Annotated in this window: 21 protein-coding genes and 4 pseudogenes; 15 read left to right on the top strand and 10 right to left on the bottom strand. The window is 68.7% G+C overall.

Going from position 1 to position 25,125, the window contains the following annotated elements:
- Positions 1 to 124: 124 nt before the first annotated feature.
- Together OHT01_RS39360 and OHT01_RS39365 are read right to left on the bottom strand one after the other, a co-directional pair.
- Positions 125 to 1,480 carry an MFS transporter gene (locus OHT01_RS39360; protein WP_328557905.1) on the bottom strand — a complete coding sequence of 452 codons (1,356 nt, stop codon included), beginning with the start codon at positions 1,478 to 1,480 and terminating at the stop codon, positions 125 to 127.
- A gap of 204 nt (positions 1,481 to 1,684) precedes the next feature.
- Positions 1,685 to 2,350 (bottom strand): TetR/AcrR family transcriptional regulator, encoded by a 666-nt coding sequence (locus tag OHT01_RS39365; RefSeq protein WP_328557906.1) that lies wholly within the window; start codon positions 2,348 to 2,350, stop codon positions 1,685 to 1,687.
- 153 nt (positions 2,351 to 2,503) lie between these two features.
- Between OHT01_RS39365 and OHT01_RS39370 the strand changes: the two genes are divergently transcribed.
- Positions 2,504 to 3,391 (top strand): shikimate dehydrogenase, encoded by an 888-nt coding sequence (locus tag OHT01_RS39370; RefSeq protein WP_328557907.1) that lies wholly within the window; start codon positions 2,504 to 2,506, stop codon positions 3,389 to 3,391.
- A gap of 45 nt (positions 3,392 to 3,436) precedes the next feature.
- A complete protein-coding gene (locus OHT01_RS39375; RefSeq protein WP_328557908.1) occupies positions 3,437 to 5,242 on the top strand; it encodes a bifunctional sugar phosphate isomerase/epimerase/4-hydroxyphenylpyruvate dioxygenase family protein in 1,806 nt (601 codons plus the stop codon).
- Positions 5,243 to 5,297: 55 nt separating this feature from the next.
- Here the strand turns inward: OHT01_RS39375 and OHT01_RS39380 are convergent, their stop codons facing one another.
- Entirely contained in the window at positions 5,298 to 5,621 is a 324-nt protein-coding gene (locus tag OHT01_RS39380) for a hypothetical protein (RefSeq protein ID WP_328557909.1), read from the bottom strand.
- Positions 5,622 to 5,661: 40 nt separating this feature from the next.
- A pseudogene (locus OHT01_RS39385) lies at positions 5,662 to 5,848 on the bottom strand (hypothetical protein).
- Positions 5,849 to 5,877: 29 nt separating this feature from the next.
- On the opposite strand from OHT01_RS39385, the gene OHT01_RS39390 reads away from it, so the two are divergent.
- Together OHT01_RS39390 and OHT01_RS39395 are read left to right on the top strand one after the other, a co-directional pair.
- Positions 5,878 to 6,075, top strand: a complete 198-nt coding sequence (locus OHT01_RS39390) for a hypothetical protein (protein ID WP_328557910.1) — start codon at positions 5,878 to 5,880, stop codon at positions 6,073 to 6,075.
- Between the two features lie 126 nt (positions 6,076 to 6,201).
- Positions 6,202 to 7,148, top strand: a pseudogene (locus OHT01_RS39395) (ornithine cyclodeaminase family protein).
- Positions 7,149 to 7,322: 174 nt separating this feature from the next.
- Here the strand turns inward: OHT01_RS39395 and OHT01_RS39400 are convergent.
- Positions 7,323 to 7,616 carry a hypothetical protein gene (locus tag OHT01_RS39400; RefSeq protein ID WP_328557911.1) on the bottom strand — a complete coding sequence of 98 codons (294 nt, stop codon included), beginning with the start codon at positions 7,614 to 7,616 and terminating at the stop codon, positions 7,323 to 7,325.
- A 243-nt stretch (positions 7,617 to 7,859) separates the two neighbouring features.
- Here OHT01_RS39400 and murJ point away from each other — a divergent pair, with 243 nt between their 5' ends.
- Positions 7,860 to 9,428 carry a murein biosynthesis integral membrane protein MurJ gene (gene murJ, locus OHT01_RS39405; protein WP_443043498.1) on the top strand — a complete coding sequence of 523 codons (1,569 nt, stop codon included), beginning with the start codon at positions 7,860 to 7,862 and terminating at the stop codon, positions 9,426 to 9,428.
- A gap of 100 nt (positions 9,429 to 9,528) precedes the next feature.
- Here murJ and OHT01_RS39410 read toward each other — a convergent pair whose 3' ends face one another.
- Together OHT01_RS39410 and OHT01_RS39415 are read right to left on the bottom strand one after the other, a co-directional pair.
- A complete protein-coding gene (locus OHT01_RS39410; RefSeq protein ID WP_328557913.1) occupies positions 9,529 to 10,710 on the bottom strand; it encodes a serine hydrolase domain-containing protein in 1,182 nt (393 codons plus the stop codon).
- Between the two features lie 414 nt (positions 10,711 to 11,124).
- Positions 11,125 to 11,505, bottom strand: coding sequence for a hypothetical protein (locus OHT01_RS39415; protein WP_328557914.1), 381 nt, complete (start codon positions 11,503 to 11,505; stop codon positions 11,125 to 11,127).
- A 1,037-nt stretch (positions 11,506 to 12,542) separates the two neighbouring features.
- On the opposite strand from OHT01_RS39415, the gene OHT01_RS39420 reads away from it, so the two are divergent.
- On the top strand, positions 12,543 to 13,268 hold the full coding sequence (locus OHT01_RS39420) for a hypothetical protein (protein ID WP_328557915.1): 726 nt from the start codon (positions 12,543 to 12,545) through the stop codon (positions 13,266 to 13,268).
- A 503-nt stretch (positions 13,269 to 13,771) separates the two neighbouring features.
- On the opposite strand, the gene OHT01_RS39425 is transcribed toward OHT01_RS39420, so the two are convergent.
- Positions 13,772 to 14,131 (bottom strand): winged helix-turn-helix transcriptional regulator, encoded by a 360-nt coding sequence (locus OHT01_RS39425; RefSeq protein ID WP_328557916.1) that lies wholly within the window; start codon positions 14,129 to 14,131, stop codon positions 13,772 to 13,774.
- An 80-nt stretch (positions 14,132 to 14,211) separates the two neighbouring features.
- On the opposite strand from OHT01_RS39425, the gene OHT01_RS39430 reads away from it, so the two are divergent.
- The 9 genes and pseudogenes from OHT01_RS39430 (at position 14,212) to OHT01_RS39470 (ending at position 22,771) form a co-directional block, all read left to right on the top strand.
- Positions 14,212 to 14,916 carry an SDR family NAD(P)-dependent oxidoreductase gene (locus OHT01_RS39430; protein ID WP_328557917.1) on the top strand — a complete coding sequence of 235 codons (705 nt, stop codon included), beginning with the start codon at positions 14,212 to 14,214 and terminating at the stop codon, positions 14,914 to 14,916.
- A 927-nt stretch (positions 14,917 to 15,843) separates the two neighbouring features.
- Positions 15,844 to 16,227: pseudogene (locus OHT01_RS39435) on the top strand (YunG family protein); the annotation flags it as partial.
- Between the two features lie 60 nt (positions 16,228 to 16,287).
- Entirely contained in the window at positions 16,288 to 16,791 is a 504-nt protein-coding gene (locus OHT01_RS39440) for an NUDIX hydrolase (protein WP_328558421.1), read from the top strand.
- A gap of 680 nt (positions 16,792 to 17,471) precedes the next feature.
- Positions 17,472 to 17,915, top strand: a complete 444-nt coding sequence (locus tag OHT01_RS39445; protein WP_328557918.1) for a hypothetical protein — start codon at positions 17,472 to 17,474, stop codon at positions 17,913 to 17,915.
- A gap of 259 nt (positions 17,916 to 18,174) precedes the next feature.
- On the top strand, positions 18,175 to 18,939 hold the full coding sequence (locus OHT01_RS39450; RefSeq protein ID WP_328557919.1) for an SDR family NAD(P)-dependent oxidoreductase: 765 nt from the start codon (positions 18,175 to 18,177) through the stop codon (positions 18,937 to 18,939).
- A gap of 298 nt (positions 18,940 to 19,237) precedes the next feature.
- The gene (locus tag OHT01_RS39455; protein WP_328557920.1) at positions 19,238 to 19,933 is read left to right on the top strand and encodes an IMP cyclohydrolase; all 696 of its coding nucleotides are present in this window, start codon (positions 19,238 to 19,240) and stop codon (positions 19,931 to 19,933) included.
- Between the two features lie 193 nt (positions 19,934 to 20,126).
- Positions 20,127 to 20,651 (top strand): DUF1877 domain-containing protein, encoded by a 525-nt coding sequence (locus OHT01_RS39460; protein ID WP_328557921.1) that lies wholly within the window; start codon positions 20,127 to 20,129, stop codon positions 20,649 to 20,651.
- Positions 20,652 to 20,937: 286 nt separating this feature from the next.
- Positions 20,938 to 21,406: pseudogene (locus OHT01_RS39465) on the top strand (IS5/IS1182 family transposase); the annotation flags it as partial.
- Positions 21,407 to 21,523: 117 nt separating this feature from the next.
- Entirely contained in the window at positions 21,524 to 22,771 is a 1,248-nt protein-coding gene (locus OHT01_RS39470) for a HEAT repeat domain-containing protein (RefSeq protein ID WP_328557922.1), read from the top strand.
- 169 nt (positions 22,772 to 22,940) lie between these two features.
- Here the strand turns inward: OHT01_RS39470 and OHT01_RS39475 are convergent, their stop codons facing one another.
- Positions 22,941 to 23,264, bottom strand: coding sequence for a hypothetical protein (locus OHT01_RS39475; protein ID WP_328557923.1), 324 nt, complete (start codon positions 23,262 to 23,264; stop codon positions 22,941 to 22,943).
- 15 nt (positions 23,265 to 23,279) lie between these two features.
- A complete protein-coding gene (locus OHT01_RS39480) occupies positions 23,280 to 24,959 on the bottom strand; it encodes a nickel/cobalt transporter (protein WP_328557924.1) in 1,680 nt (559 codons plus the stop codon).
- Positions 24,960 to 25,125: the final 166 nt, after the last annotated feature.

Here is a 25,125-nt window from a genome sequence, read left to right on the forward strand (position 1 = left end):
GACGCCGAAGGCCCGCAAGGCCACCCGATCCTGCCTTGCGGGCCGGCGCCACAAGGGAACAGCGAAGGTGGCGGAACGCCGACGAACAGCTCCCCCGGGGCGGCTGGATGATCCAGACGGCCGCCTACACGGCTACCGTCACTGGCTGGACAGCTTCCTGCGCCACCCGTTCGCCGAGGCGCTCGGTGGGAACCGTGTGGGTCTCGCGGGCCGAGACGGCCGCCACCACCGGCGGGATGCACAGCGCCGCGGTGAACAGGGCCACAGCAGTCCAGTCCGTACCGTCCGGGCCCGCGATCTCTGCCGCGAAGGTGACCGCGAACCCGGCCACCGCGAACCCGATCTGGGTGCCGATCGCCATGCCGGACAGGCGTATTCGGGTGGAGAACATCTCGCCGTAGAAAGAGGGCCATACGCCGTTGGCGGCGCTGTAGACGATGCCGAAGGCGACGATCCCGAGGAGCAGGGTGAGCGCGTAGGAGCCGGTGGAGATCGCCCACAGATAGCCGGTCATCGCCCCAGCGCTGCCGATCGCACCGATCAGATAGACCGGGCGGCGGCCGATGCGGTCGGACAGGGTGGCCCACAGCGGGATCGCGGCGAGCGCGACGACATTGGCGAGCGCGCCCACCCACAGCATGGGCGTGCGGCCCATGCCGACCGCGTCGCTGGTCGCGTACGCCAGCGCCCACACGGTGAAGATGGTGGAGACGGAGGCGATGAGCGCCCCGGCGATCACCCGCAGCAGGTCGGCCCAGTGCTCGCGCAGCAGCACGACCAGCGGCAGCCGTTCGACGCCCTCGCCGGCGGCCTGCCGGGCGAAGGCGGGCGTTTCCTCGAGCCTGCGGCGGATGAGGTAGCCGACCACGGCGACGACGGCGCTCGCCCAGAACGGTATCCGCCAGCCCCAGGTGAGGAGTTGGTGCTCCGGCAGCGAGGCGACCGGGATGAACACCAGGGTGGCGATGAGCTGTCCGCCCTGGGTGCCGCTGAGGGTGAAGCTGGTGAAGAAGCCGCGCCGGTCCTCCGGGGCGTGTTCCAGGGTCATCGAGCTGGCGCTGGCCTGTTCACCCGCGGCGGAGATGCCCTGCAGGACGCGGCAGGCCACCAGGAGGGCCGGGGCGAGAGCGCCGACCTCGGCACGGGTGGGCAGACAGCCGATCAAGAACGTCGACAGACCCATCAGGATCAGCGTGAACACCATGATCGAGCGGCGGCCCAGGCGGTCGCCGAAGTGCCCGAGGAACAGTGCGCCGATCGGGCGGGCGGCGTAGGCGACGCCGAACGTGGCGAGTGACAGCATGGTGGCGTTCGCCGGGTCGGAGGAGTCGAAGAAGACCTTCGGAAAGATCAGTGCCGCTGCGCTGCCGTAGATGAAGAAGTCGTAGTACTCCAGGGCGCTGCCGATCCAGGCGGCCGCCGCAGCCTTCTTCGGCCGGCCGGGCGGTGCGGTTGCGCCGGGGGAGTGGGAGACAGGCACGGCGTGCTCCTTCGGAAGGGGGACTCCACCGCGGCGGAGTGAGCAGCTGAGCGGAGCGGGCGCACGAGCAGGGTGAACGGAGAGGGAAGATGCCGGGCCTCAAGTGATCACTCTGCTAATTAACCCACTGGGTAGTTAGTCGCAGTGGGTAGGGATGTTGCGCCGGTGTCTCCCCTCTGTCAAGAGGCGGGCCCGCTCCGTGGCTCAGTCCGTCGCGCCGCCTGCTGTCAGGTAGGCGATCACCATGTCGCCGAGCATGGACCGGTAGTGCTCGCGCCGGCCCGGGTCCACCAGGTCGCGGCCGAACAGCGCCCCAAAGGTGTGTCTGTTGGCGACCCGGAAGAAGCAGAAGGAGCTGATCATGGCGTGCAGGTCTACGGCGTCCACGTCGGCCGTGAAGAGTCCGGACCACCGCCCGGAATCGAGGATGCGACGGATGACGTCGAGCGCGGGAGAACCCATCCGGCCGAGCTTCTCGGAGGCGGCGATGTGCTCGGCCTCGTGAATGTTCTCAATGCTCACCAGGCGGATGAAGTCCGGGTGCTGCTCGTGATGGTCGAAGGTGAGCTCCGCCAGCCGGCGGATGGCCGCCACCGGGTCCAGATGCTCGACATCCAGCTCCTGCTCGGCCTGGCGGATCACCGCATACGCCCGCTCGAGCACGGCCGTGAACAGCTGCTCCTTGCCGCCGAAGTAGTAATAGATCATCCGCTTCGTGGTGCGGGTGCGGGCGGCGATCTCGTCGACACGGGCCCCGTCGTACCCGGCGCGCGCGAATTCCTGCGTGGCGACGTCGAGAATCTCGGCCCGGGTGCGGGCCGCGTCACGGATCCGCCCGCTGGGTCGTGCCGCTTCGTCGACGCTGGTCATCGGCTTCCTCCGCGTGTAAGGGCAGTGCCGGTGATTGTAGAAGCCGGGCCCGGCATGGTTCCGGCCCGCCGGCCGAGGGCTTCCGGTGCGGCCATCGCACTGATATAGCTAACGTACTAGTTCGTACATTGTTGGTCCTGTCAGGAGGTCTCGGTGGCCAAGGACGCGTATCTCGTCGGGCTGATCGGTTCCGGTATCGGCCCGTCGCTCAGTCCAGCGCTGCACGAGCGGGAGGCCGACCGACAGGTCCTGCGGTACGTATACCGCATCATCGACATCGACGCCCTCGGCGTACCACCCGAGGCGGTCGGCGAGCTGCTGCGCTCCGCCCGCGACCTCGGCTTCGACGGCCTCAACATCACCCACCCGTGCAAGCAGCTCGTGCTTCCCCACCTCGACACGCTCAGCCCGCAGGCACAGGCGCTGGGCGCGGTGAACAGCGTCGTCTTCGACAACGACGGCCGTGCCACCGGACACAACACCGACATCACCGGCTTCGCCGCGGCCTTCGCCCGTGGCCTGCCCGACGCACCGCTCAAGCACGTGGTGCAACTGGGCGCAGGCGGCGCCGGCGCAGCCGTCGCCCACGCCCTGCTCACCCTCGGCGCGGAGCGGATCACCGTCGTCGACGCTCTGCCCGAGCGGGCCGCCGCCCTCGTGGCCGCCCTCAACCGCCGCTTCGGCTCGGACCGCGCGGCCGCGGCAAGCCCCGAACGCCTGCCCGCCCTCCTGGCCGCAACCGACGGTGCCCACGGCCTGGTGCACGCCACCCCCACCGGCATGGCCGCCCACCCCGGCCTGCCACTGCCCGCCGAACTGCTCCACCCCGGCCTATGGGTCGCCGACGTCGTCTACCGCCCGCTCGAAACCGAGCTGCTGAGCACCGCCCGTGCCGCAGGCTGCGCCACCCTCGACGGCGGCGGCATGGCCGTCTTCCAGGCCGCCGATGCCTTCCGGCTGTTCACCGGCCGGGAGCCGGACAGCACCCGGATGCTCGCGGACTTCCGGCAGTTGACGGGCGCCGTGCCCACCGCGCAGTAGCACCCGCCCACGGCGGCAACCGACCAAGCGGAAAAGAGGAATGCAGTGCGTACGTCCATCGCCACCGTCTGTCTCAGCGGATCCCTCACCGAGAAGCTGACCGCCGCCTCGCGGGCCGGCTTCGACGGGGTGGAGATCTTCGAGAACGACCTCCTCGCCAGCCCCCTCACCCCCGAGGAGATCCGCACCCGCTGCGCCGACCTCGGTCTGAGCATCGACCTCTACCAGCCGATGCGAGACACCGAGGCGGTGCCCGCCGACGAGTTCGCCCGCAATCTGCGCCGCGCCCGCCACAAGTTCGACCTCATGCGACGCCTCGGCGCGGACACCGTCCTCGTCTGCTCCAGCGTCTCCCCGCTCGCCCTCGACGACGACGATCTCGCCGCCGAGCAACTGAGCCGACTCGCCGCCCTGGCCCAGGAGTTCGGCATCCGCGTCGCCTACGAGGCGCTTGCCTGGGGCCGCCACATCAGTACCTACGACCACGCCTGGCACGTTGTCGAGTCCGCAGGCCATCCCGCCCTCGGCACCTGCCTGGACAGCTTCCACATCCTCTCCCGCGGCAGCAACCCCAAAGGCATCGAGGACATCCCCGGCGAGAAGATCTTCTTCCTCCAACTGGCCGACGCCCCGCTGCTCGCGATGGACGTACTGCAGTGGAGCCGCCACTACCGCTGCTTCCCCGGCCAAGGCGGCTTCGACATCGCCGGCCTGCTGCGACACGTGCTGCGCACCGGCTACGACGGCCCCCTCTCCCTCGAGGTCTTCAACGACGTCTTCCGACAGGCGGAGGCGGCACCGACGGCCGTCGACGCCCACCGCTCCCTGCTGGTCCTCCAGGAAGCCGCCGGGATCACCCAACTACCGCCGCCGGACATCCCGTCGGGCATCGCCTTCGCCGAACTGGCCACTCCCGACGCCCAGCCGGTCACCCAGGTGCTCGGCGCACTCGGCTTCACCCGCACCGCACGGCACCGCAGCAAGCCGGTCGACCTCTGGCAGCAGGGCGAGGCCCGCATCCTGGTCAACACCGGCACCGCCGCGCGCCGCGAGAGCACCGCGCTCGCCGCGATCGGCCTGGAGTCACCCGACCCGCCCGCCGCCGCCCGCCGCGCCGAAGCCCTCCTCGCCCCGGTGCTGCCCCGCCGCCGCACCCCCCAGGACATCCCGCTCGACGCGGTGGCCGCCCCCGACGGCACCGAACTCTTCTTCTGCGCCACCGGCCGCCCCGAACTGCCCGACTGGCAGACCGACTTCATCCCCGTCGACGACCACCCCGCCGCAGCCACCGCGGCCGCTGCGACGGACCCGGCCGGCATCGGCCGCATCGACCACCTGGCACTCACGCAGCCCTGGCACCACTTCGACGAAGCCACCCTCTTCCACCGCGGCGTCCTCGGCCTGCGCCCCCAGGAGAGCGTCGACGTCGCCGACCCCTACGGACTGCTGCGCAGCCGCGCCGTCAGCACCGCCGACGGCGCCGTGCGCATCGTCCTCACCGTCGGCGCCGCACCGACCGACGGCGACGCACCGGCCCAGCACATCGCGCTGGCCACCGACGACGTGATCGCCGCCGCCCGCCGCTTCAGCGCCGCCGGCGGCCGCCTGCTAAAGATCCCCGCCAACTACTACGACGACCTCGCCGCCCGCTTCGACCTCACGGACGACGAGCTGGAGATCTATCAGGAACTCGGCATCCTCTACGACCGCGACGCGGGCGGCGCCTTCCGCCACTGCTACACCCGCACCGTCGGCTGCCTCTTCTTCGAACTTCTCCAGCGCGATGCGGGTTACCAGGGCTACGGCGCCCAGAACGCTCCCGTTCGCCTCGCCGCGCAGCACACGGCATAGCCCCGGCAGTGGCGTTGACGGTTCAGGACGCCGAACGGGCGACGAACCTGTCGTGTCAGCGGCGCCGCCGCTCTGCTCGCAGTTCGAAGTCGCCCTGGCTGTTGTCGGCAGGGTTGACCGTGAGACTTCCGAGTTCGCCGGCGAGCTCCGCGCTGCGCAGCAGGAGCGAGGTGCGTCGTGCGGGAGCGGCGGTCAGGTCGGATCCGCGTTCGAGGGCGGTGACGGCGATGGTGACGGCGCCGCAGGGTCGGGCTCTTGAGGCGAATGCCTCCAGGTCGGAGACGACATGCTCGTCGGTTCCCAGGGTGGCGGCGGCCCAGTGCCGAGGAGCCCAGCAGGTACGCCACTCAGCACCCTCGACCTCGCTTGGCGCATCCATGGCATGCAGGTTTCCAGCGTCATCCCCGCTTCGGCCGTACCTATCGCTTCTGCGCCCTGTAGCGCTTCATCAGAGCAGTGATCCGTGCAGGGTCCGCCTGGCCGTTCAGCTCGGCCACGAGATCGTCAGGACACAACTCGTAGAGGTCTCCCCACCATCGACGCCCTCGGTTGTCCCAGATCCGATATACCTGGCACACCCCGAGCTACGTACCGTCTCCTGCTCACGATCCCCCAGTTCCGTCGTGCTTCCATATGTGCTCGCCGGCACGACGGCCGGCCTCGTGGCTGATCCGGAGCGCATCACGGCAGAGATCATGACGTACTACCGAGCACTCGACGAGGGAGCCACCTTGCGGCACTACTTGCGCCATGCCGATGAGGAAGGCGGCCCCTGGTCCATCGAAGCCGTATCCGACCGCGGTGGGTTGATCGCAGTCAAGGGGCAGAGCTGACCTCGGCCGGGCGACCGTGTCTGGCTGCGCAAACCGCCCGACGGCCGATTCACCACCCGCCCGTGACCAGGCATGCCACCGCCCCTTGTACGGGCCGCCGGGTAAGTGCGTGAAATCCGGACCCCCATGACCCGCATCCTGACGCGCACGGACCTGTTGGACCTGCTGAACCCCTCAGACTGCATCCAGGTACTGCGAGACGGTTCGCCGCGGCTGTGCAGAGTTCTCTGCCAGGGCAGCGGGTGCGCACCGACCTTCCCTTCCCGGGCACTGCGACAGCCTTGCTGCCCGGACTGCTTCCCGGGACGAACGCGTACACGGTCAAGGTCAACGCGAAGTTTCCTGGCGCGGCCCCGTCCCTGCGCGGGGTGATCTGCCTCCACAGCGGCACGGACGGTGAATTGCCGGCCTTGATCGACTCCGCCACCATCACCGCCTGGCGCACCGGCCTCGCCGCGGCCCTGGCCACCGAGCTGATCGCCCGGCCGGCCGGCGACGGCGCCCGCACGGTCGGCGTCATCGGAGCCGGAGCCCAGGCAGAACTCACCATCCGCGGACTTCGCACCCTGAGATCCTGGGACCGTCTGCTCGTCCACGACACCGACGCGCAACGGGCGGCCGCCTTCGCGCAGCGGCACGGCGGCACCGTGACATCCACGCCGGCGGGGGTCGCGGCCACGGCAGACGTGGTGGTACTGGCCACCTGGTCGCGTGAACCCCTGCTGTATCTGACGGACTTGAGGCCGGGACAGCACCTGACCGCGCTCGGTGCCGACGAACCAGGAAAGCAGGAACTTGCCCCCGAAGTCCTCATCTCCGCCCGGCTGATCGTCGACGATGCCGCACTGGTGGCAACGCATGGCGCCCTCGCCAACGCCGGATTGCCCTCCTACACGGCTGCCGCCTCCCTCGGAGAGGTCATCCGCGGTGAGGCCCCCGCCCGCGCCCACAGCCGGGAAATCACCGCCTACACCCCGGTCGGCCTGCCCTGGCAAGACTTGGCCCTGAGCTGGCTGGCCTTCCAGCGGGCCGAGGGAGCGGGAGTGGGAGCAACCTTGGATCTCCTGTCATGACCCGTTGCCGGGGCCACCGAACGGGAGAGTGAGATGATCAACTGCGCCCGGATGCATAAGGCCACGCCGTCCGGAGCGGTGCGTGCGGGCGTAACCACCGCTTCCCCGGCCGCCGTTGGTGACCTGTCGCTCGATCGCGATCGTGCGTCAGATCCAACGCCGGCTGATGCGGCGCTACCGCCAGCAGTAGCTGTGGTAGAAGCCGAGCGCGGCCATGGCATCCGGATCAAGCTCCGGATGCCGCACGCTCACGGTCACTTCCGCCGCTCGCGTTCCAGCCACCAAGTCCTCGCCCTGCAGCGGCAGCTCCATCATCTCCGTCACCAACGCCTCAAGCCTCGGCCGCAGCCCTGCGGCGGCATCCCCGAATTCCTCTTCGAGACCGCCGGGATCCGGACGCGGGAAGCCGTGAGGCTCGCGCGTGACGAACACCCGCACGGCCCGGCTGAGCAAGTCGTCGACGGACACGAGCGCGAGCCTAGCTCACCTCTTCACGAAGGCAGGTCCGCAGTTGGCCGCGACGGCGCCCTGAGGATGGTTGTCCTGAGCCTCGATTACCGGGGCTCCTTCAGCCGGGGGAGGCATGGATCGTAGATTGTGCCCATGATCGAGGAGACGTCGCCCGAGCGGTTAGAGCGGTCCACAAGACGGAGACACGCTGCCCCGGAGAAGCCGAGAGACGGGGGCGGACTGCTGCGTTCGTCTGCGCTGATGGCGGCGGGAACGGTGGTCTCGCGCGCCACCGGCCTGATACGCCAAGTGCTCCAGGCCGCCGCGCTGGGTACGGGGCTGCTGGCCACCACGTACAACCAGGCCAACACGGTGCCGACCAGCCTGTACTTCCTGCTGATCGGCGGCGCGCTCAATTCCGTCCTGGTTCCCCAACTGGTTCGGGCTCGCGCGGAAGATCCCGACGGCGGCGCCGCCTTTGAACAGCGCCTGGTCACCCTGGTGTTGTGCGTCCTCGGTGCGGGGACCGCGGTCGCCACGTGGGCCGCCCCTGCGATCATCAGCGTCTATCAACGCGATACACCCGCCACGCACGACGCGTTCGAGCTGACCGTGGTCTTCGCCCGCTTCCTGCTCCCGCAGATCTTCTTCTACGGTGTGTTCAGCATCTTCGGCCAAGTCCTCAACGCCCGGAACCGGTTCGGCGCGATGATGTGGACCCCGGTCCTCAACAACCTCGTCCTGATCTCCATGTTCGGCCTCTACCTCGGCCTGATGACCGCTCCGGAGCAGGTCTCGGACATCACGGACGCCCAAATCAGGCTGCTCGGTGTCGGGACCACAATCGCTCTGGCCCTGCAGGCACTCGCCTTGATCCCCTACACCCTCGCGGCCGGATTCCGGTTCCGGCCGCGCTTCGACTGGCGAGGAACCGGTCTGCGCAAGAGTGTGAACGCGGCCCGCTGGACCCTGCTGTTCGTGCTGGCCAACCTCGTGGCCGGCACAGTGGTCACGAGGTTGGCCTCCGCCGCCGACGCCACCCTGCCGCGGGCCGGCGTCGGCTACACCGCCTACAGCTACGCCCAGCAGATCTGGATGCTGCCCCAGGCGATCGTCACCGTCTCCCTCGTGACCGCCCTGCTCCCGCGCATGAGCCGGGCAGTGACCGAGGACCGTCTCGACGACCTGCGCGCCGACCTGTCCCGCGCCCTGAGGATCAGCGGCGTCATCATCGTCCCGGCTGCCTTCTTCTTCCTCGCCTTCGGCTCTCAGATCGCTCGGCTGCTGTTCGCCCACGGCACCGTCGACGCCGCCGGCACCGTCCCCCTGGGCCACATGCTCCAAGCCTTCGGCCTGGGACTGATCCCGTTCTCCGCCCAGTACCTCCTGCTGCGCGCCTTCTACGCCTTCGAGGACACCCGCACGCCGTTCCGGATGGCGCTGTGGATCAGCAGCATCAACATCGCTCTCGCCATCGGATGCCACCTCCTGTTGCCCCCGCGCTGGGCGGTCACGGGGATGGCCGCCGCCTACTCGCTGTCCTACGCGATCGGCCTGCTGCTGACAGCCTTGCGCCTGCGGCGACGCACGCAGGGGCTGCTGGACGGTCGGCGTATCTGTCGCACCTACGCAAAGCTGACGGCGGCCGCCACCGCGGCCGCGGGTACCGGGTGGTTCATCGCCCGCTCCTGCGGTCAGGGCTTGGCATCAGCGTCTTGGACGCCGGCGCTTTCGCTGACCGCGGGCGGCATCGCCTTGGTCCTGGTGTTCCTGCTCTTTGCCCGGATCCTACGGATCGGGGAACTGCGCAGCCTGCCGGGGCTGAGCTGAGCCAGTCACCACTGCGTGACACGACGGGCTCCACGCCTCGCCACCGACGGGTCAACGAAGTCGCTTGTCGCCATCTCGCCATCTTGATATGCGCCTTCCCTCACGGGCTGCTGGGCCCCCGGGCGCACAGTGCGTGGTCGATCAGAGCGCTGGCCGCGTTCTCTTGCTCCAGGATGTGCTCCAAGGTGTCGCCGCGTGCCTCGGACATGGAGACCACGGCGCTTCGCCTGCCGTCGTCGGTGACGCCGTTGAGGGTGATGTAGCCGCCGTCCCCGCCCTCGTGGCTCCAGTAGGTTCCTCCACAGCTCAGGGGTCGTTCGGCCAGGCCGAGGCCGTACCGGCCGCCGGGCCACAGCTGTTGGACCTCCGCGCTCACGGGGACGGTCTGCTTCATCTCGGCCAGCTGCCGTGTCGGTAGCAGGCGGCCCGCGAGCAGCGAGCGTAGGAAGCCGTTCTCGTCCCGTGTGGTCGTGGCGAACGAAAGGTTCTCGTAGTCCACCGGTATCTGGTCGGTGACGTCCACCACGGAATCGGGGCCGAAGAGCTGGTAGGCCTTGGCATGAGGCCGGGGAAGGGCGGGCGAGGTGCCCATCCATCGGGTCTGGTCGAGGCCGAGCGGGCGCAGGATGCGGTCTTCGATCTCCTGGTGGGCGGGCTGGCCGGTGGCCTTCTGGATGATCATGTCGAGCAGGACGTAGCCGGTGTTGGAGTACTCCCAGCCTTCGCCGGGTGGGAAGTCCGGCGCGTGGGCCATGGCGCGGGCGACCAACTGCTCGGGGGTGTGGACGTCGTAGCGCTGCTGGTAGTACTCGTCCTGCGTGGTGTATCCGGGCAGGTCGTCGTGGATGCCGCTGGTGTGCTGGAGCAGTTGGCGGATGGTGATCCGCCGGCCGTCATTGCCATTGCCGTGCACCGCTCCTGGCAGCCAGCGGTCGACCGTGTCGTTCAGGGACAGCCTGCGCTCGGCCTCCAGTTGGAGGACCACGGTGGCGACCAGCGTCTTGGACGTGCTGGCCATCCGGAAGTAGCCGTCGGAAGCGACCGGTCGGCCGGTGTTCAGGTCGGCGGTGCCGCTGGTGGCGATCCAGTGCCGACCGTCGGGCGTGATCACGCGGGCCTGCACGCCGCTGATACCGAGGGCGTGGATCGCCTCGGTGTCCTCGCGTAACTGCTCCGCAGGAGAGGGGCCCGTGGGCTGGGCGACGGCGGTGCCCACCTCGGCGGCGAGCAGCATGGCGGTGGCCAGGGCCACGGCGAGGCGCCTGCGCGAAGTCGAAGTCATGGCCAAACGCTAGGTCCGCCCTGGGGCGCAGGCGATCCGGTGCACCCCAGGATCGGTATGGGGGATATCCCCAGCACGGGCTCGATGGCGTTCTACGGTTACTCGCTGATCCAGCCCGACAATGCCGCCTGCGTGTCCGCGACGTCGGAGGCTTCTCGCCTGCTTCGTAGCCCTGTTCAACGACGCGGTCTCTCGGGACTCACGCCGGCCTGGTTCTGTCCGTGAGTCGTGGGACCAGGCACAAAATCCCGTGAGGACGATCAATAGGGTTCGGGCGCAGTGACGCAACGTCATGTGGGACTGCGGTAGCCGAAGTTCAGAACGGGGCAGCGTGGCTTGTCGTCGCTGTCCGAGCCGTGCGCTCTTCGGCACAGTCCGACCAACTGGACCCAGGAGCCCAGGCGTGCGCCGGGATCACCCCTTTTCACCCGCCCACTCTCGTACTGCGGGTGCCCGCCTCATGCGGGCCGCGATGTCCGTCTTCGCCGTTGCGTCCAGTGTCTCCGGCAGTCCCTGGAAGGTGGCAGGCAGGACGTCGAGCAGGCTCAATACCTCCTCGCCGGTCCGGACCGTGAGCAACAGCTCGCACCGCCACTGCGGGGACACTTCCGGTCGATGGCTGAACCGATGCTCCATTGTCGGGAACAGATAGTGCACCGCCCCGCCTCGGGCGTGCTCCCGCAGCCAATCGGCCGCGAGCCGCTGGCTGAAGCCCGTACGCGCCGCTTCCATTTCCAGTAGCAGGAGCCGATCGGTGTCGACGGCGCGGATCGTCCGCGGCGGCACTGCAGTCATGCCGAGATCATGCCACCAGCCGCTGGGGCCAACTCACGCCGACAGCCGAGCTGCTTTAATCCGGCACACCCCCGCTTACCCCCAACACGCCTTTGGATGAGCCCACTTCAGTCCGTGCAGGTGGACGGCCAGCGACTGACCGTTGTGCCCGTCGCCTACGATTGGGCGGCCGTACCGAGCGGACTCAGACGGCCGCCCACCGTCCACGACAGTGCCGGCTTGGTGCGCCTCCTCGTCGGCGCCCGCTGTGGCGCCGAGTTCGGGACGGAGGCCGATTCCGCCGGCGGGCCTGTCGGAACCGCGGTCGGCGGCGTCGCGAGGTGGTGCCGGCTGGCGTGGTCGGCAGCAGCATCAGCGCGGAGCGTATAGACGGAAGGAGGAGCAGCTCTGGATGAAGACCTGGCTGGAGGGACTGTTCAGAAAAGGATGGCACCGCATCGTGGCTGAGACACCGCCGGAGAAGCACGAGAGAGCGGCCGCTGCGCATGAGTCTGTGCGCCGACGCGCCCGAGAAAGATCGCGCAACGCGGTTGCGCACGACGTGACCGAGTCCAGCCGACGAGGCCTCCCACCCCGCGAAGCCGCCCGCACCCTTCCCCTGCGCAGGACTTCGGACTCATTGCGCATCCACCTCCGCAGTGAGTGCCTCACCGATGCGTAATCACGCAGCCTCCGCCGACGTGGAGGCGCAGGGCCAAAAGGGCTGGTGTGGTGGGCTCTCGGAGCGCTCACCTTGGTCGAGGGCGGCAAGCTGTGGGGAGAACAGTCCGTCAACCGGGCTTCCGACCTCGAAGGGTTGGCGCTCTGGTCGAACGGGTTTGGAGGATGCGATCATGGGCGAGTCATGTTCGTTCGCCCGTGAGGTGATCTTTTTGAGGAAGGTGGCACTGCGTCCTCACGCACTGTTGCCTCGGCAGTACGACCACCAGAAGGTTCTGGCGACCACTGTGGACGCCTGGGGCCGGACTCTCTGGTTGATCTGCCCCGACGCGGAACTCCGCCCAAGTCCGTACGCCAGGCCCTCCCCTCAGCCCCGTATGTATCCGTATGACGCGCTTCTGGTCATCGACAACGAGGGCGCAGTCCGCGAACAGTCGCTGCGCAATATGAGTCTGCGGGTGACCCATCTCGACGCGCTGCCCAATGGCCGGTTCGTTGTGCAGGGGTACGGCGCAGCAGGGGACCAGAACGCGCAGATCTACGGGACGGACGGGCGCCGCCGTCGCAGCTTCGCGATGGGGTCCGCGGTCGAGTACCTGATGGCAGACCGACGGCACCATGTATGGAGTGCCTACTTCGACGAGGGCGTCTACAGCGACCCGATCAGCGCCGCCGGCCTGGTGCGCTGGGACAGTGGCGGTAACCGTCAATGGGGGTACACGCCTGCGAAGGGCGTCGAATACATCGATACGGTCTATGCCCTGAACGTCGACGACGGTGTCGCGTGGGCCAACTACTACCCGACCTTTCCCCTGCTGGAGCTCCGGGCCAACGGTGTCATTCGACTACGCAGGACCCCTGTGGTCGCTCCCGAGGGTATGGCCGTAGAGGGAGAACACATCACGATGCTGGGGGGCGACCGCCAACGAGACCGCCTGCACCGCTGCCGCCTGACAGAGAGCGAGGCCCTGCTGGTCGAGGAAGCGTGTCTCACCCTCCCCAACGGGGCACCGCTCACGCGGTACGCACGCCCCGTAGGACGAGGCCGACATCTGTACTTGCGGGGCGCGTCGCCGAGACAGTGGTACGTGATGGGTGTCTAGTGGTGCATGGCCAGGTTGGCTGGAGTGGTGCGTGACCTGGGGATTGGTGTGGCGTTGATGGTGCGCGACTCCGGACGAGATTGCTGTGGCGCGTAGTGAGTTGGAGTCGTTTGCGGCGGAGGTGTTCGAGCCGGGTCCAGTCTTTCGACCCGGCACGCATGCCGGCCGCCCAGGACACGAAGCCGTTGTCTTGCCGCAGGTGATCGCTGAACTCCCGATGGCCAGGCATGAGTTCGTCGTCTCGCTGGGATGGTTCGGGGCGGTGAATTCGTTCTCGGCGAAGCCAAGTTGCGGGTTGACGTCGGTGATGGGGATGGGGGAGGGCCGGGAGACGCTGCCCGGGCACGGGCAGAGGAACTTCGCCCGGATGCCGAACGGGGTCCAGGCCGAACTCGCCGATGTACAACGGGTGTTGGGGTGTCGGATGATTGCCCGTGAGGACCCGCCGAGACCCTGACCGCACCGGCCGCGACCGGGGTTCACGTACGCAGTCGACTCATGGGTCAGAGAATCGGCTGGCGGGATCGGGCCGCCTCGATGTCCGGGACATGCTCTTCGGCCCAGAGTCGTACGGCGCGGAGCGGGACGAGCAGAGAGCGGCCCAGTGGTGTCAGGGCGTACTCGACGCGGGGCGGGTTCTCGTCGTACTCGTGGCGGCTGACCAGACCGTCGACTTCCAGGGAGCGCAGGGTCTCGGTGAGGCTCTTCGGGGTGATACCCCGGATGTGCCCCTTCAGTTCGGTGAAGCGGCGAGGCCCGTCATCCAGGGCGTTGACGACGAACACGGTCCAGCGGGCGCCGATACGGTGCAGCACCGTGCGGCTCGGGCAGGTTGCTGCCATCACGTTGTACGCCTTGCCCATCGCTGCTCCCAGTTTCGTTGAAGATACCGGTATCAAAACCATACCGTGGCATCCGATCCTACGAAAGGGAGTCGATACACATGGAACGGATCCTGGTCATCGGCGGCGCGCGGGCGCTGGGCGCGGCCGTCGCGAGGCGTGCGGCGAAAGACGGGTACGACGTTGTTGTCGGTGCCCGCGATCTGGCTGCGGCCGGCGCTCTGGCGAGCGAGATCGGTGCCACAGCGGTGCGGGTCGATCTGCAGGACGAGTCGACGCTCGCGGCCGCGGCAGAACGGCTGAAGGACGGAATCGACCACATCGTGACGACCGGATCGGCGCCGCACGACGTTCGCGCGACCGAGCTGGATCGCGACAAACTGCTGGCCGCGTTCACGGCGAAGGTGGTCGGCCCGATGCTGGTGGCCAAGCACTTCGCACCGGTCCTGCGGCCGACCGGGTCGATGGTGCTGTTCTCCGGTGTGGTCGGCTGGCGCCCTGGGCCGGGATCACTCGTCAAGGGCGTCACCAACGGCGCGGTCGAGTACGCCGCGCGTCACCTGGCGGCGGATCTGGCGCCCGTACGGGTCAATGCCGTCTCGCCCGGTGTCGTGGACTCCGGCGCATGGGATCGCCTCGGTGACAAGAAGACCGCCTTGCTGAGCAAGAGCGCGGACGGGACCTTCGTCGGACGCCACGGCGCGGCCGACGACGTCGTCGACACGGTGATGTGGCTCCTGCGTGCGGGTTTCGTCTCCGGCGAGACGATCCACATCGAGGGCGGCGCCCGCCACAAGTCCGCCTGATCGGCGCCGGCGTCCGCAAGCCGTGCGAGGCAGTGCTCGTGGGCTGGTGCCGCATTGGACAACGTTCGCCCTATGGCGCCGCTGGCAACTCGTCGAGTTGTAGGCCTTGTCGGCGATGTCCTGGTCTGGCCGGCAGCGTGGCTGGCCAGACCAGGTGCGTGGGGCCCGAACCCATTCCGTTCCAGGGGGCCTGTGCGCAGATGCTGCCGTGGCGTTGGCCAGGTGCCAGCAGGATGGCAAGGGGCACCCGAGGCCGTCACAGGCGAGGTGGATCTTGGTGGCCAGTCGGCCTCGGGATGGGGCGAGGGCGTGATCGTCTGGTTCGTACGGCTGGTGGTTCCTCCTTGTCGGCCCGTGGCAGTAGCGTGCTGGTGGGAGTCGGAGAGGAGGCAGCCGTTCTGTTCCTCGGCGATGCCGATGGAGGGGTTGCCGACCGGGGGTCAGGGATCCGCGACGTCATGGTTGGGCAGTATCGGGATCGCGCCTGTTCGAGGTTCCAGTGGACATCGGAGGCCAGCCAGACGGGTTGCGCGCCAACTGATCCGCATTGGTCTCCATGAGGTCATGGAACGAACGGCGCTCACCGACTCCACGGGGTCACGCGAGGTCACCCCGGTTGGTTTCAGCCCCAGCGCACGGAGCCGTCTCTCCTGGTTTCCGCAGCGACCGTCCCGTCTCAAAAGATCTGGTTCGGCCCCAGGGTGGTGAGCTGCGGCGACCGGATCGATTGAGACGCCCTACCGATCGGTCCCCTTCAGCTGAGACAGAGACCGCCGAGGGGCAGCGGTCGCGGCGCACCGGCCCAGGTACCGCGCGGGCGTGACCTGCCGCAGGGAAGGCCGAGTGTTTCTCACCGAAGACGGAGCGGAGGATCTTGCGAGGCAGCGCCTCCGGCCGTTGTCAGTGCTTGCAGGCAGGATCACGGGTATGACGCCGTTGCTTCTTTCCGACATCGAACAAGCCGTTCGCAGCAGTTGGAGTGCCGAGACGTGCACGCCTGAGTTCCGATCGCGCTGGACCGCGGACAACCCGGCTCGGGACCAGTGCGGGGTGACCGCCATGGTGCTCAAGGACCTGCTGGGAGGCGAGCTGATCCGCGGGGAGGTCCACGTCGACGGAGAGCGTGTGGACTACCACTGGTGGAACCGCCTGGGCATGGGCATTGAGGTCGATCTCACCCGCGAGCAGTTCGGGCCGGAGGAGACCGTCACTGGCGGCATCGTCATTCCCCGGCCGCCCGTGACCGAGTGGCGCAGGCTCCGTGAGGAGTACGAGCTTCTGCGTGACCGAGTCTTGGAGAAGCTCAATCGGCGGCAGGTATCCGCCTCTGTGGTCGCACCTCGGCAGCCACTCGTGGAGCGCGAGGATGAGATGGTCGAGCGGGTCGACGAGCATGACCAGGTCGTGGCGGTGGTCGGCCGGGGCGAGGCCGTTCGCCATGGTTGGTTGCATCGGATCGCCGTGACGGTGTCCCGGGACCGGGAAGGCCGGATCCTCGTGCAACGCCGTTCCGAGCACCTCGGTCGGTTCCCCGGGCACTACGAGGTAGCGTCCGGCGGTGCCGTTGCCGCGGGTGAGTCCTACGAGGAAGCCGCATCGCGTGAACTGGCCGAGGAACTGGGCGTTCGAGCGCCGGTCCGCTTCATCGTGAAGTTCCTGAACCGCAGCGGGCTCAGTCCCCATTGGCTTGCCGTGCACGAGGCCGTCGTGTCGGACGATCTGAATCCCGACCCGGACGAGGTGGTGTGGCACGGCTGGCTGTCGGAGCCCGAGCTCCGCCGGTCGATGCGGGAGAACCTGTTCACTCCGGATAGCCATGACATTTTGAGCCACTACTTTGCCGCCGTGGACCGGGGATCCGTCCGACCGCGTTGATCGTCTTCGTTATGGCACCACGGACCTTCGACGGGGTCGGGATCTTGGAGTCGCGCGTTCTTGCGGAGCTCGGAGAGCTTGTCGCGGGAAGAGTTTGAGCACGTCCGGCGTATCTGTTTGCTGCGGCCCGGTTGGAGGGAGCCGGCGCAGGCTGTCGGGTGCTGCGGGAGCAGCGGGGGTGCCAGGGCTGCTCGGGCGAGGAAGTCATCGACATCCTCCGTGAGTTGCCAGTCAGGGGGCATGGTTCATGATCCCTGATGTACTCAACTCGGCGAAGCGGTTTGGTCAGAGGTGCATCGTCACCACGGCTGGTGCAACGCCTTTCAGCCAAGTGATCTAGCTGCCCCTGATCAGCCAAGAGTTTCCTCGTCTACCGGCTGTTCCGCGGGCTTGTTCGGGTCAGGCGTCGGGTCATCATGGTGATGAGCGCCCAGGTCAGGTTGGCTTCGGAGTGCTGGGGGCAGTACGGGGCCTCCCGTGAGGGGTGGACACGCTGATACAGGATCTACTTGATCCTCAGGACGTGAGAAGGCCGCCAGCGAGGATGAAGGACCACTCGGTTGAGTTCAACTGGCGGCAACCGGGCTCGAACCAGCGCGAGAAGCTGTCCTGGGACCTCGTGATCACACCCCGTTGGCGTATGTTCCGCAGATGCTCGGGCGCTCGTCTAGGCTGCCGGGGTGGGGTTTGAGCTGCGGGAGCGGTGGGGCGCGAATCCGTTGTGGGCGAGATGGGTTCTCGCGGTGTACTTGGTCGGTCTGACTGAGGGCACGGGTTCCCACGTTGCAGATCTGGTGCGTGGCGGCATCCACGCCTATGCGGCGTTTCCACAACTTCCTCTGCAGGCGTTCTTCGTGAGCTTGGTGCTCCTCGATCCACTGGCTGCCGTGCTGGTGGGACTTGTGCGGCGGGAAGGCATCTGGCTGGCAAACGCTGTGATGGTGACGGACGGCAGCGCGAACTGGTGGGGCAACCGGCACTGGCTGCGGGATGATCCCGCACAGCTCCTATGCCTGTTGCCCATCACCTTCTTCGGCCTGTTCGTCGCCGCGTTCGCGGTTCCCCTGCATCGCACGGTTGCCGGGGCAGAGAGCAGGCCGAAGGCGGCCCTGCCGTCTGCCTGACGGCTCACGATGCCTAACGGCCGTTGCCGGCCCCAGGGGCGCCGGCGACTGCATTCGCTGTTCACCACCCGTCGTCGAGTGAGTGGACAGTTTCCTGCCCACCGGGCTGCCCGTCGGCTCACCTGAAGACGCCTTGGACTGTGCGTGCGGCTTCTACCTCGGCGACCCGACGCCCTGATCAGCACTCCTCCACCAACTTGCGCGGAGCAGGACTAGCCTGACAGGCCGAAGGTGATCATGGACGAGGGCGGGGTCAGTGATGCAGCAGCGAGTCGCAGTGGTGTCAGGTGGCGGGACGGGCATCGGGAAGGCGATCGCACGCGAGCTCGCCGCAGCCGGGAGCCGGGTGGTCATTCTCGGTAGGCGCATCGACGTACTGGAACGAGCCCGAGCCGAGATCGACCGCGCTGTGGGAACTCCCCGTGTGGTGCCGATCGCGGCCGACCTGACCGTCCCATCCCAGGTGAACGATGCTGCACACGCGATCGCGGACATCGGCCCGGTTGACGCCCTGGTCAATAACGCGGGAGCGGTGATCACCCAGCCCGCCGACGGGAGCCTCGACGCGCTGGCCAACGCCTGGCGACGGGACCTGGACACCAACCTGCTGACCGCTGTCCTACTCACCACCGCACTGCTCGACCACCTGCGCCGCCCAGGCGGACGGCTGGTCGTGATCAGCTCGGCCGCCGCCCAACGCGGCGGCGCCGGGCCGCACTCGGCCGGCTCCTACGCAGCCGCCAAGGCCGCGCTGCACGGCTGGGCGTTCGGCTTGGCGCGGCAGCTGGGGCCGGACGGCATCACCGTCAATGTGCTGGCACCCGGCTACGTGTCGGACACCGAGATCTTCGGCGCGGACTGGACCCCGGAGTTCCACGCCAGCAAGATCGCCGACACCTTGGTCGGCCGTGCTGGCACCCCCGAGGACGTCGCCACCGCCGTCAGCTACCTGACCTCCCCTGCGGCCGGCTACCTCACAGGACAGGTGATCGGCCTCAACGGCGGCGCGGTACTGGGCCGCTAGCAGACCTACGGGCCCCCGGTGAGAGTCGCGATAGAGGCCACTGTCACCAGCCCCAGCACCCGGAAGCGACCTGGTCGCACCGCACGATCGCCGACCGCGCCAGACGACACCCCGGCCGTCCAGCCACCTCCGGCAGGCCGCCTGATCACCACCCCTCCACGAACTTGCGCGGAGCAGCACCAGGTAGACGCGAGGATCGGGACACGATGCGACGGACAGGTGGGATGGGCCCGCATCCGCTTGGATGTCACCGCCGACTTCGCGACGCGAAGCCATCAAACGAAGGGACGCAACCGCAGTGGACCTGCTGAAAGACGTACTGGCCGACAACGACTACCCCGGCCGCGGCGTGCTGTGGTGCATCACCGGCGACGGCACCACGTTCGGCGCCTACTTCCTCACCGGGCGCAGCCCCGCCTCCCAGGCCCGCACCCTGCACCACACGACGGCCGGCGAACTGATCGTCACGCCCTCCGACGCACGCGAACACGACCACCTCCGGCACTACGTCGCTGCCTGCCAGAGTCCTGATTGGCTGGTCTTCGGCAACGGAGAGCAGGTCTCCACCGTGGCCGACCGACTCGCCTGTGGACAGGCTCCGCTCCAGGCCCTGGACGGTCTGGACTACGAACCCGATCCGCCGATCTTCACCCCCCGCCTGACCGTGATCGCGGACAACGAAGGCGTCCGGGCCTGGTTCGGCGCCGCCCGGCACAGCGCAGGAGACCGCACTGCCACCAACTGGCTCACCCTGCACATCAGCGACCTGCCTCCCAACCAGGGAGTGCTCATGACGACGTACCACTCGAACGGACAGGAGGTCGCCACCGGCGCCCCGTTCACGGAGATTCGCACCACCGCCGAGACCAGCAGCGACCTCCTCGACGAGCTGTGGTCGGCGCTGCCACCTCAACTCCGCATTGCCGCGGCTGTCTTCAGGCCCGGGGACCTGGCGGGCTCCAGCATCCGACAAACCTCTCGCACACCCGTCTGACGTTCCTCCTGCCGAGCCCGAAGGCTCAACACGGGAGAATTCCGCTTACCAAGACATCTACGGAGCGCAGGGCGCAGGGCAGGGGCTGGGACTTACGTGGCCACAGTCCGAGGGGAATTACGGGCTCTGGCGAAGATCTTGTGACGGCCAGATACTCGAAAAAGGGGTGGACGCCCCCGGGATACTGGTTGCCGTGGCCGTCACCCAGCAGCTTGCCCGAGTCACTGCGGAGTATCTCGCCCTCTGCCGGACGCGCGCAGAGGAGTCCTCCGATGGGGATCACCAGTGGGATCCGTCGGAGGCTGACTGCCTCGACCTGGACTGGGCCCCAGTCATGCTTGAACGTGCGTGCCGGTTTGCAGGAGTCAGCGAAGTGCACCTCGCCGCGCTCAGGCAGGCCACCGACGGCGGTGTAGCAATGGATGTTGACTTCCTCAACGCTCATCCTCATGCCATCGGGCCCTTCGGACCTGCACCGGCCGCCCTTGAACCGTTGGCAGTCTGGCGAGTCTGCGGCCTGCTCGGGGAGATGGACCTCCAGGCCGTTCTGGAGGTGCTGCCGCTCGACATTCATGAGGCAGGAGCGTTGATCGGCCACGGAGCCGAAGGCCTCGGCGACGGCGCCAGAACGTATCTGATGGACCATTTCGAGGCTCTGCGAGAGTTCTATGCAGGAGCCTCGGAGCGGGGCCTTGCTGTCGTCTCATGGTGGGACTGACGTCCCGAGGTGGGCTGTTGGCCGTCTTGCCTGCCTGTCTGTCCGACGGGCACGGGCAGGAGCAGTCCGCGACGAGTATGCGACGGCGGAGCAGGTCGAGGTTGGCGCGACCGTAGTCCTTCCGCTTGATCATTTTGGGCCTGTCCGACGGATCACGTGACTTCGCGACTCCTGCTCGTTGGCATGCCCGTGATGCGGGAAGATCTCGCAAGCGACGACCGGGCCGGGTGGAAGCTGCATCTTCCGAAGTCCGGTAAGCGGGGCCGCCGTTGGGAAAGCCACCGCAGGATCGTCCACGGGATCCCTGTGCAAGATCCACTTCGCGGGAGAGGTGGACGTCGCCCGCTGGCGCGGCTGATAGCACCGGGCCAGCGGGCCGATGCCCCGCAACTCGTCCCTGTCGTGGACCTCATCCATGTAGGCCGGCTCGGCGGCGGGCGGGTTCGGCACGCCCTGATCGCCTCGGGGGCGACAACGCGTACTCGTCCCGCTGCATCCGCGGCTACCTGCGTCGAGGACAGATCAGGCACACCATCCCCGAACCGAAGATCAGCGGGCCGACCGTCGCAACCGGGGCAGGAAAGGCGGACGCCCCACAGGCTTCGACACCACCATCTACAAAGGAGAACGAAGCAGAGCGAACGATCAACGCCCTCAAGGGCTCCGGTGCCGTGGCCAAGAGATACGACAACTGGGCCTACGGCATGCACACCGCCCTCATCTCGGCCGCCGTTCGGCTCTGGCTCTGGTCGTGACTACTGGGGCGAAGGGCACGATGGCAGTCCCTGCGAAGCCGTCGCCCAGTCGGTGCGCCTGTCGCCGCTGTACTCCCCACACAACAAAATCGGCCGGATCGTGACTAGGCTTCCCCCATGCTGACCAGCGAAGACGAGGCTGTCAGGCGCCTGGTCGCCGGGATTGCTCCGGACCAGGTGCTCGATGTGACGGACCCGGAGTCCTGGATCGGCCTGGACATCCGTGTGCGCGAACTGGCCTGGCAATGCCCGGAGCTCTTCCATTCGAAGGCGTCGCCGTCCGGGCGACGGCTGAGGTGGAGCCCGGATGCGTCACCTCCCACGGTTACTTGGGCCCGGAAGCCCGTTGACACCGAACTCGCCCTTGCCCTTTGCCACCCCGACGGCCGGATCCGGGAGGCCGCGCTGGGCCACGCCAAGGAGCGGCCCGCGCTGCTTGCGCTGGTCGTCATCCGCTGCGCGGACTGGGCGGGGCCGGTACGAGATCGAGCCCGCGCGATTCTGGCCGAGGCGCCCCCGTACCGGCTGGCCGCGCACGCCGCGCTGATCCTGCGGGTCGGCGGCCGCTCACGGGGCGGCTTCACCCAGAACCTGCTGACCGGGGCGCTGCGCTCGGGCCCGGCCGTGCAAGTCGAGGCGTTGCTCGACAGCAGCGACCGGGCCACGGCCCGCCTCGCGCACCGCGTCGCCGTCGAGCGGCGGTTGCTCTCCATGGCGCGGCTCGCTCGGATTGCGGGCCGCCACCACGACGTCGTGGTGCAGGACCTGTGCGCCGAAGCGGCCGTGGCCGCTCTCGGCGAGGGCACCTTCGAGGAGTTCGCCGATGTTGTGGTGCCGCTGCTCGGGTCCCGGCAGCCCCGGGTCAGGTCGGCGGGGGTGACCGCCCTGCGCCGGTCCGGGCGGCACGATGATGCGGAGCCGTTCCTCACCGACCGGTCCGCCGTGGTTCGGGCGTGCGCCCGGTGGGTGCTGCGGCAGGGCGGCACGGACCCGGCGCCTCTGTACCGTGCGCTGTGCGCCGACCCCGCGGGCCGGCCCGCCGCCGCGGTGGGCCTCGGCGAGTGCGGGACGCCCGAGGACGCGGACCGGATTCGGGCTCTCCTCACGCACCCGGTCCCCGGCGTACGTGCCTGCTCGGTGGCCGGGCTGAGGGCCCTGGATGCGGTGCGCGTCGATGACGTACGACCGCTCTTGGACGACCCGTCGGCGGCGGTGGTCCGGCAGGCGACCGCAGCCCTGTTGCCGTGGGCCGACCGCGTACCGCAGGAACTGCTGTGCGAGCTGCCGACCGAGGATCGTCCGCGTCACCAGCGGGTTGCGGCGATACGGCTGCTGCGGGCCGTCGGGGTGCATGTCCAACTGTGACGCGCGACCTGGACGGGATCCGCCGGTCAGGTCGTGAAGTTCGGATACGGGAGTCGATGCAGATCGGTCGACGTCGCGGGGTGGGACGATGCCGCGGCGATGCCGCTCCTGGGACCCTGATGCGCCAAGTCGGCGGGGATCCTGTTGTGGAGAGCGGGAACTCGCCTTTTTAGTGTTTCGCCGCGCTGGTTCTGGCGCCGAGTGCGGTGTAGAGGTCTGTCCAGCGCCGGTCGGTGCCGGTTGATGGTTTGCCGTCGCAGAAGGCTTTGGCTCCGTTGGCCGTGTAGTAGCGCAGCATCTGCAGGAGGGCCGCGGTGTCGGCCTTGGCGCCCGCGGTGTATCTGCTGCCGGGCGGCTGTTTCTGGTGGACTCGGCACACGGGGGTGGGGTCGTTGGCCTGTGTGTCCAGTGCGCCGTCGGCCGAGGCGCCGCATCCGCTGAGTGCGAGGGCGCTGAGCAGGGCGGCGACGGGGGCGATCGGTCGGCGTGCCATGGGATCTCCCGGGTGCTACAGGACGGTTTGCAGGCTGCGGGCCATCATGCCGAGGCCGACGAGGAGAACGAGAGCGGCGGTGAGCAGCGCGGTGTAGGGGGCGATGCGGCGTACCCGGGCGAGCAGCGGGCGGTTGGCGAGGTGTCCGGCCCGGTCGCCGAGGCGGACCAGGAGCAGTCCGACGGCGGTGAGGGTGGCCGCCATGCCGAGGCCGTAGGCCAGCACGAGGGCGGCTCCGAAGACGGTCCGGCTCAGCGCGATCGCGCCGAGGAGGACGACCAGTGCGGAGGGGCTGGGGACGAGGCCTCCGGCGACGCCGAGACCGATCAGGCCGCGGGTGGAGAAGGGTGGCGCTTCGCCGTCGCCCGTCGGGTGGGAGTGGTGGTGCCCGAGCAGTCCGTGGCGGTGCGACTCGCTGTGAGTGTGGTCTTGGGTGTGGACGCGATGATCCGCGTGGCCGTGGTGGTGATCGTGTGGCTGGTGGTCGGCATGGCCGTGGGTGTGTCCGTGCTCAGACGCGGTCCGGCTCGCAGCGGCGTCCGGCTCGTTGTTTGCAGGAGTGGGGCTTGGGGCGCCGACCAGGGCCGGGGCCATCTGCAAGCTGGGGCTGTCGGCTGTGGCGGACGGGGGCCGTCGGCGTGAGCGTCGTACGGTGTCGGCCAGAAGGACCCCTCCGACCACGGCCACCAGTGCGCCGCTGACGACGCCGAGCCAGTTCAGTACCGCGTCGCCGGCCAGCGAGGAGAACGTGGTGAGGCACAGGCCGATCACGAGGACGCCTGCCGTGTGCGTGATGGTCACGGTGGCGCCGACCGTCACCGCGTCGCGGGTTCTGCCGCGCCGGCCTGCCAGGTAGGCGGCCATGACGGTCTTGCCGTGGCCCGGCAGCAGCGCGTGGCCGGCGCCCAGCACGATCGAGAGCAGCACGGCCAGCAAGCCGACGGGAACGGTGAGGTGTTTGGCGCCGGTCAGTGAAGTCAGTTGGCGGGACAGTGCCTCGACCCGGCCGGTGAGGCCGCCGGAACCCGGGCCGGCCGTCGGGTCGGCGGCGCTGGACGTGCCTTCGCCCGCGGCCGCCGTGAAGTGGGCCCGGGTGTCCCCGCGCGGGGTGGACAGCAGGTCACGGGGGTAGTTGCGCAGTTCGTCGGTGACCGAGGCGGTCGGCACGGTGGACTGCCGCAGGTGGGTGCGGTCGCCCTTGGCGGTGATCTCGTTCCAGCCGACCCTGGTCGCGTCCACGCCGGTGGCCACCTCCAGCGTCACCGGTCCGTCCGCCAGGTCGAGCGGCGCGTGGAGGCGGCACTCCAGGCGACTGGTGCGCAGTCCTGCCTGGCCCGGCCGGTAGGCGAAGGCGGCGGAATCCGTCGTCCAGGCCAGGCGCCGCGGCGTGGTGACGGTCAGTCGGCCGGTCGTTTCGGCGCAGCGTGCCGCGGCCCATGCGGCGCGTTCGGACGCGCTCTGGATTCCGTCCTGGTCGGTATCGACGGCGGTAGCCGCTTGCAGGGTCGGGATCTCGGCGGTGTCGGTCACGGCGAGGACATCCACCCGGCCGGGGCGGACCGTGAAGCCGGTGTAGTGGTTGATGGAGAAGTTGCCGAGCGGATGGGCCTGCGCGGGGGGCGCCGCCGTGCCGAACAGCCACAGCGCGATGCCGGCCACCGCTGCCACACGTCGGCCGAGGTGGCCATGTCTCATGGGACGCCTCCGCGCCGGTGCCGTAGGAGGGACGCCGAACGGCATCCGAAGGCGTCGCCCGCCCTGGTGACCGCAGTGATACCCGTCTGCGCTCCGCGAGGGTCCACCGGCTTGCCTTCTCACCCGTGCGGCTCACCACGGCCACCGAAACGGCCTACCGGCAGAG

The organism is Streptomyces sp. NBC_00358 (assembly GCF_036099295.1).
Classification (GTDB): Bacteria; Actinomycetota; Actinomycetes; order Streptomycetales; family Streptomycetaceae; genus Streptomyces.

Bases quoted from the DNA above. Each gene is read 5' to 3' on its own strand.
- OHT01_RS39365 (WP_328557906.1), bottom strand. From the start codon at position 2,350: ATGACCAGCGTCGACGAAGCGGCACGACCCAGCGGGCGGATCCGTGAC.
- OHT01_RS39380 (WP_328557909.1), bottom strand. From the start codon at position 5,621: ATGGATGCGCCAAGCGAGGTCGAGGGTGCTGAGTGGCGTACCTGCTGG.
- murJ (WP_443043498.1), top strand. From the start codon at position 7,860: ATGGCGGCGGGAACGGTGGTCTCGCGCGCCACCGGCCTGATACGCCAA.
- OHT01_RS39410 (WP_328557913.1), bottom strand. From the start codon at position 10,710: ATGACTTCGACTTCGCGCAGGCGCCTCGCCGTGGCCCTGGCCACCGCC.
- OHT01_RS39415 (WP_328557914.1), bottom strand. From the start codon at position 11,505: ATGACTGCAGTGCCGCCGCGGACGATCCGCGCCGTCGACACCGATCGG.
- OHT01_RS39420 (WP_328557915.1), top strand. From the start codon at position 12,543: ATGTATCCGTATGACGCGCTTCTGGTCATCGACAACGAGGGCGCAGTC.
- OHT01_RS39425 (WP_328557916.1), bottom strand. From the start codon at position 14,131: ATGGGCAAGGCGTACAACGTGATGGCAGCAACCTGCCCGAGCCGCACG.
- OHT01_RS39430 (WP_328557917.1), top strand. From the start codon at position 14,212: ATGGAACGGATCCTGGTCATCGGCGGCGCGCGGGCGCTGGGCGCGGCC.
- OHT01_RS39440 (WP_328558421.1), top strand. From the start codon at position 16,288: ATGGTCGAGCGGGTCGACGAGCATGACCAGGTCGTGGCGGTGGTCGGC.
- OHT01_RS39450 (WP_328557919.1), top strand. From the start codon at position 18,175: ATGCAGCAGCGAGTCGCAGTGGTGTCAGGTGGCGGGACGGGCATCGGG.
- OHT01_RS39470 (WP_328557922.1), top strand. From the start codon at position 21,524: ATGCTGACCAGCGAAGACGAGGCTGTCAGGCGCCTGGTCGCCGGGATT.
- OHT01_RS39475 (WP_328557923.1), bottom strand. From the start codon at position 23,264: ATGGCACGCCGACCGATCGCCCCCGTCGCCGCCCTGCTCAGCGCCCTC.
- OHT01_RS39480 (WP_328557924.1), bottom strand. From the start codon at position 24,959: ATGAGACATGGCCACCTCGGCCGACGTGTGGCAGCGGTGGCCGGCATC.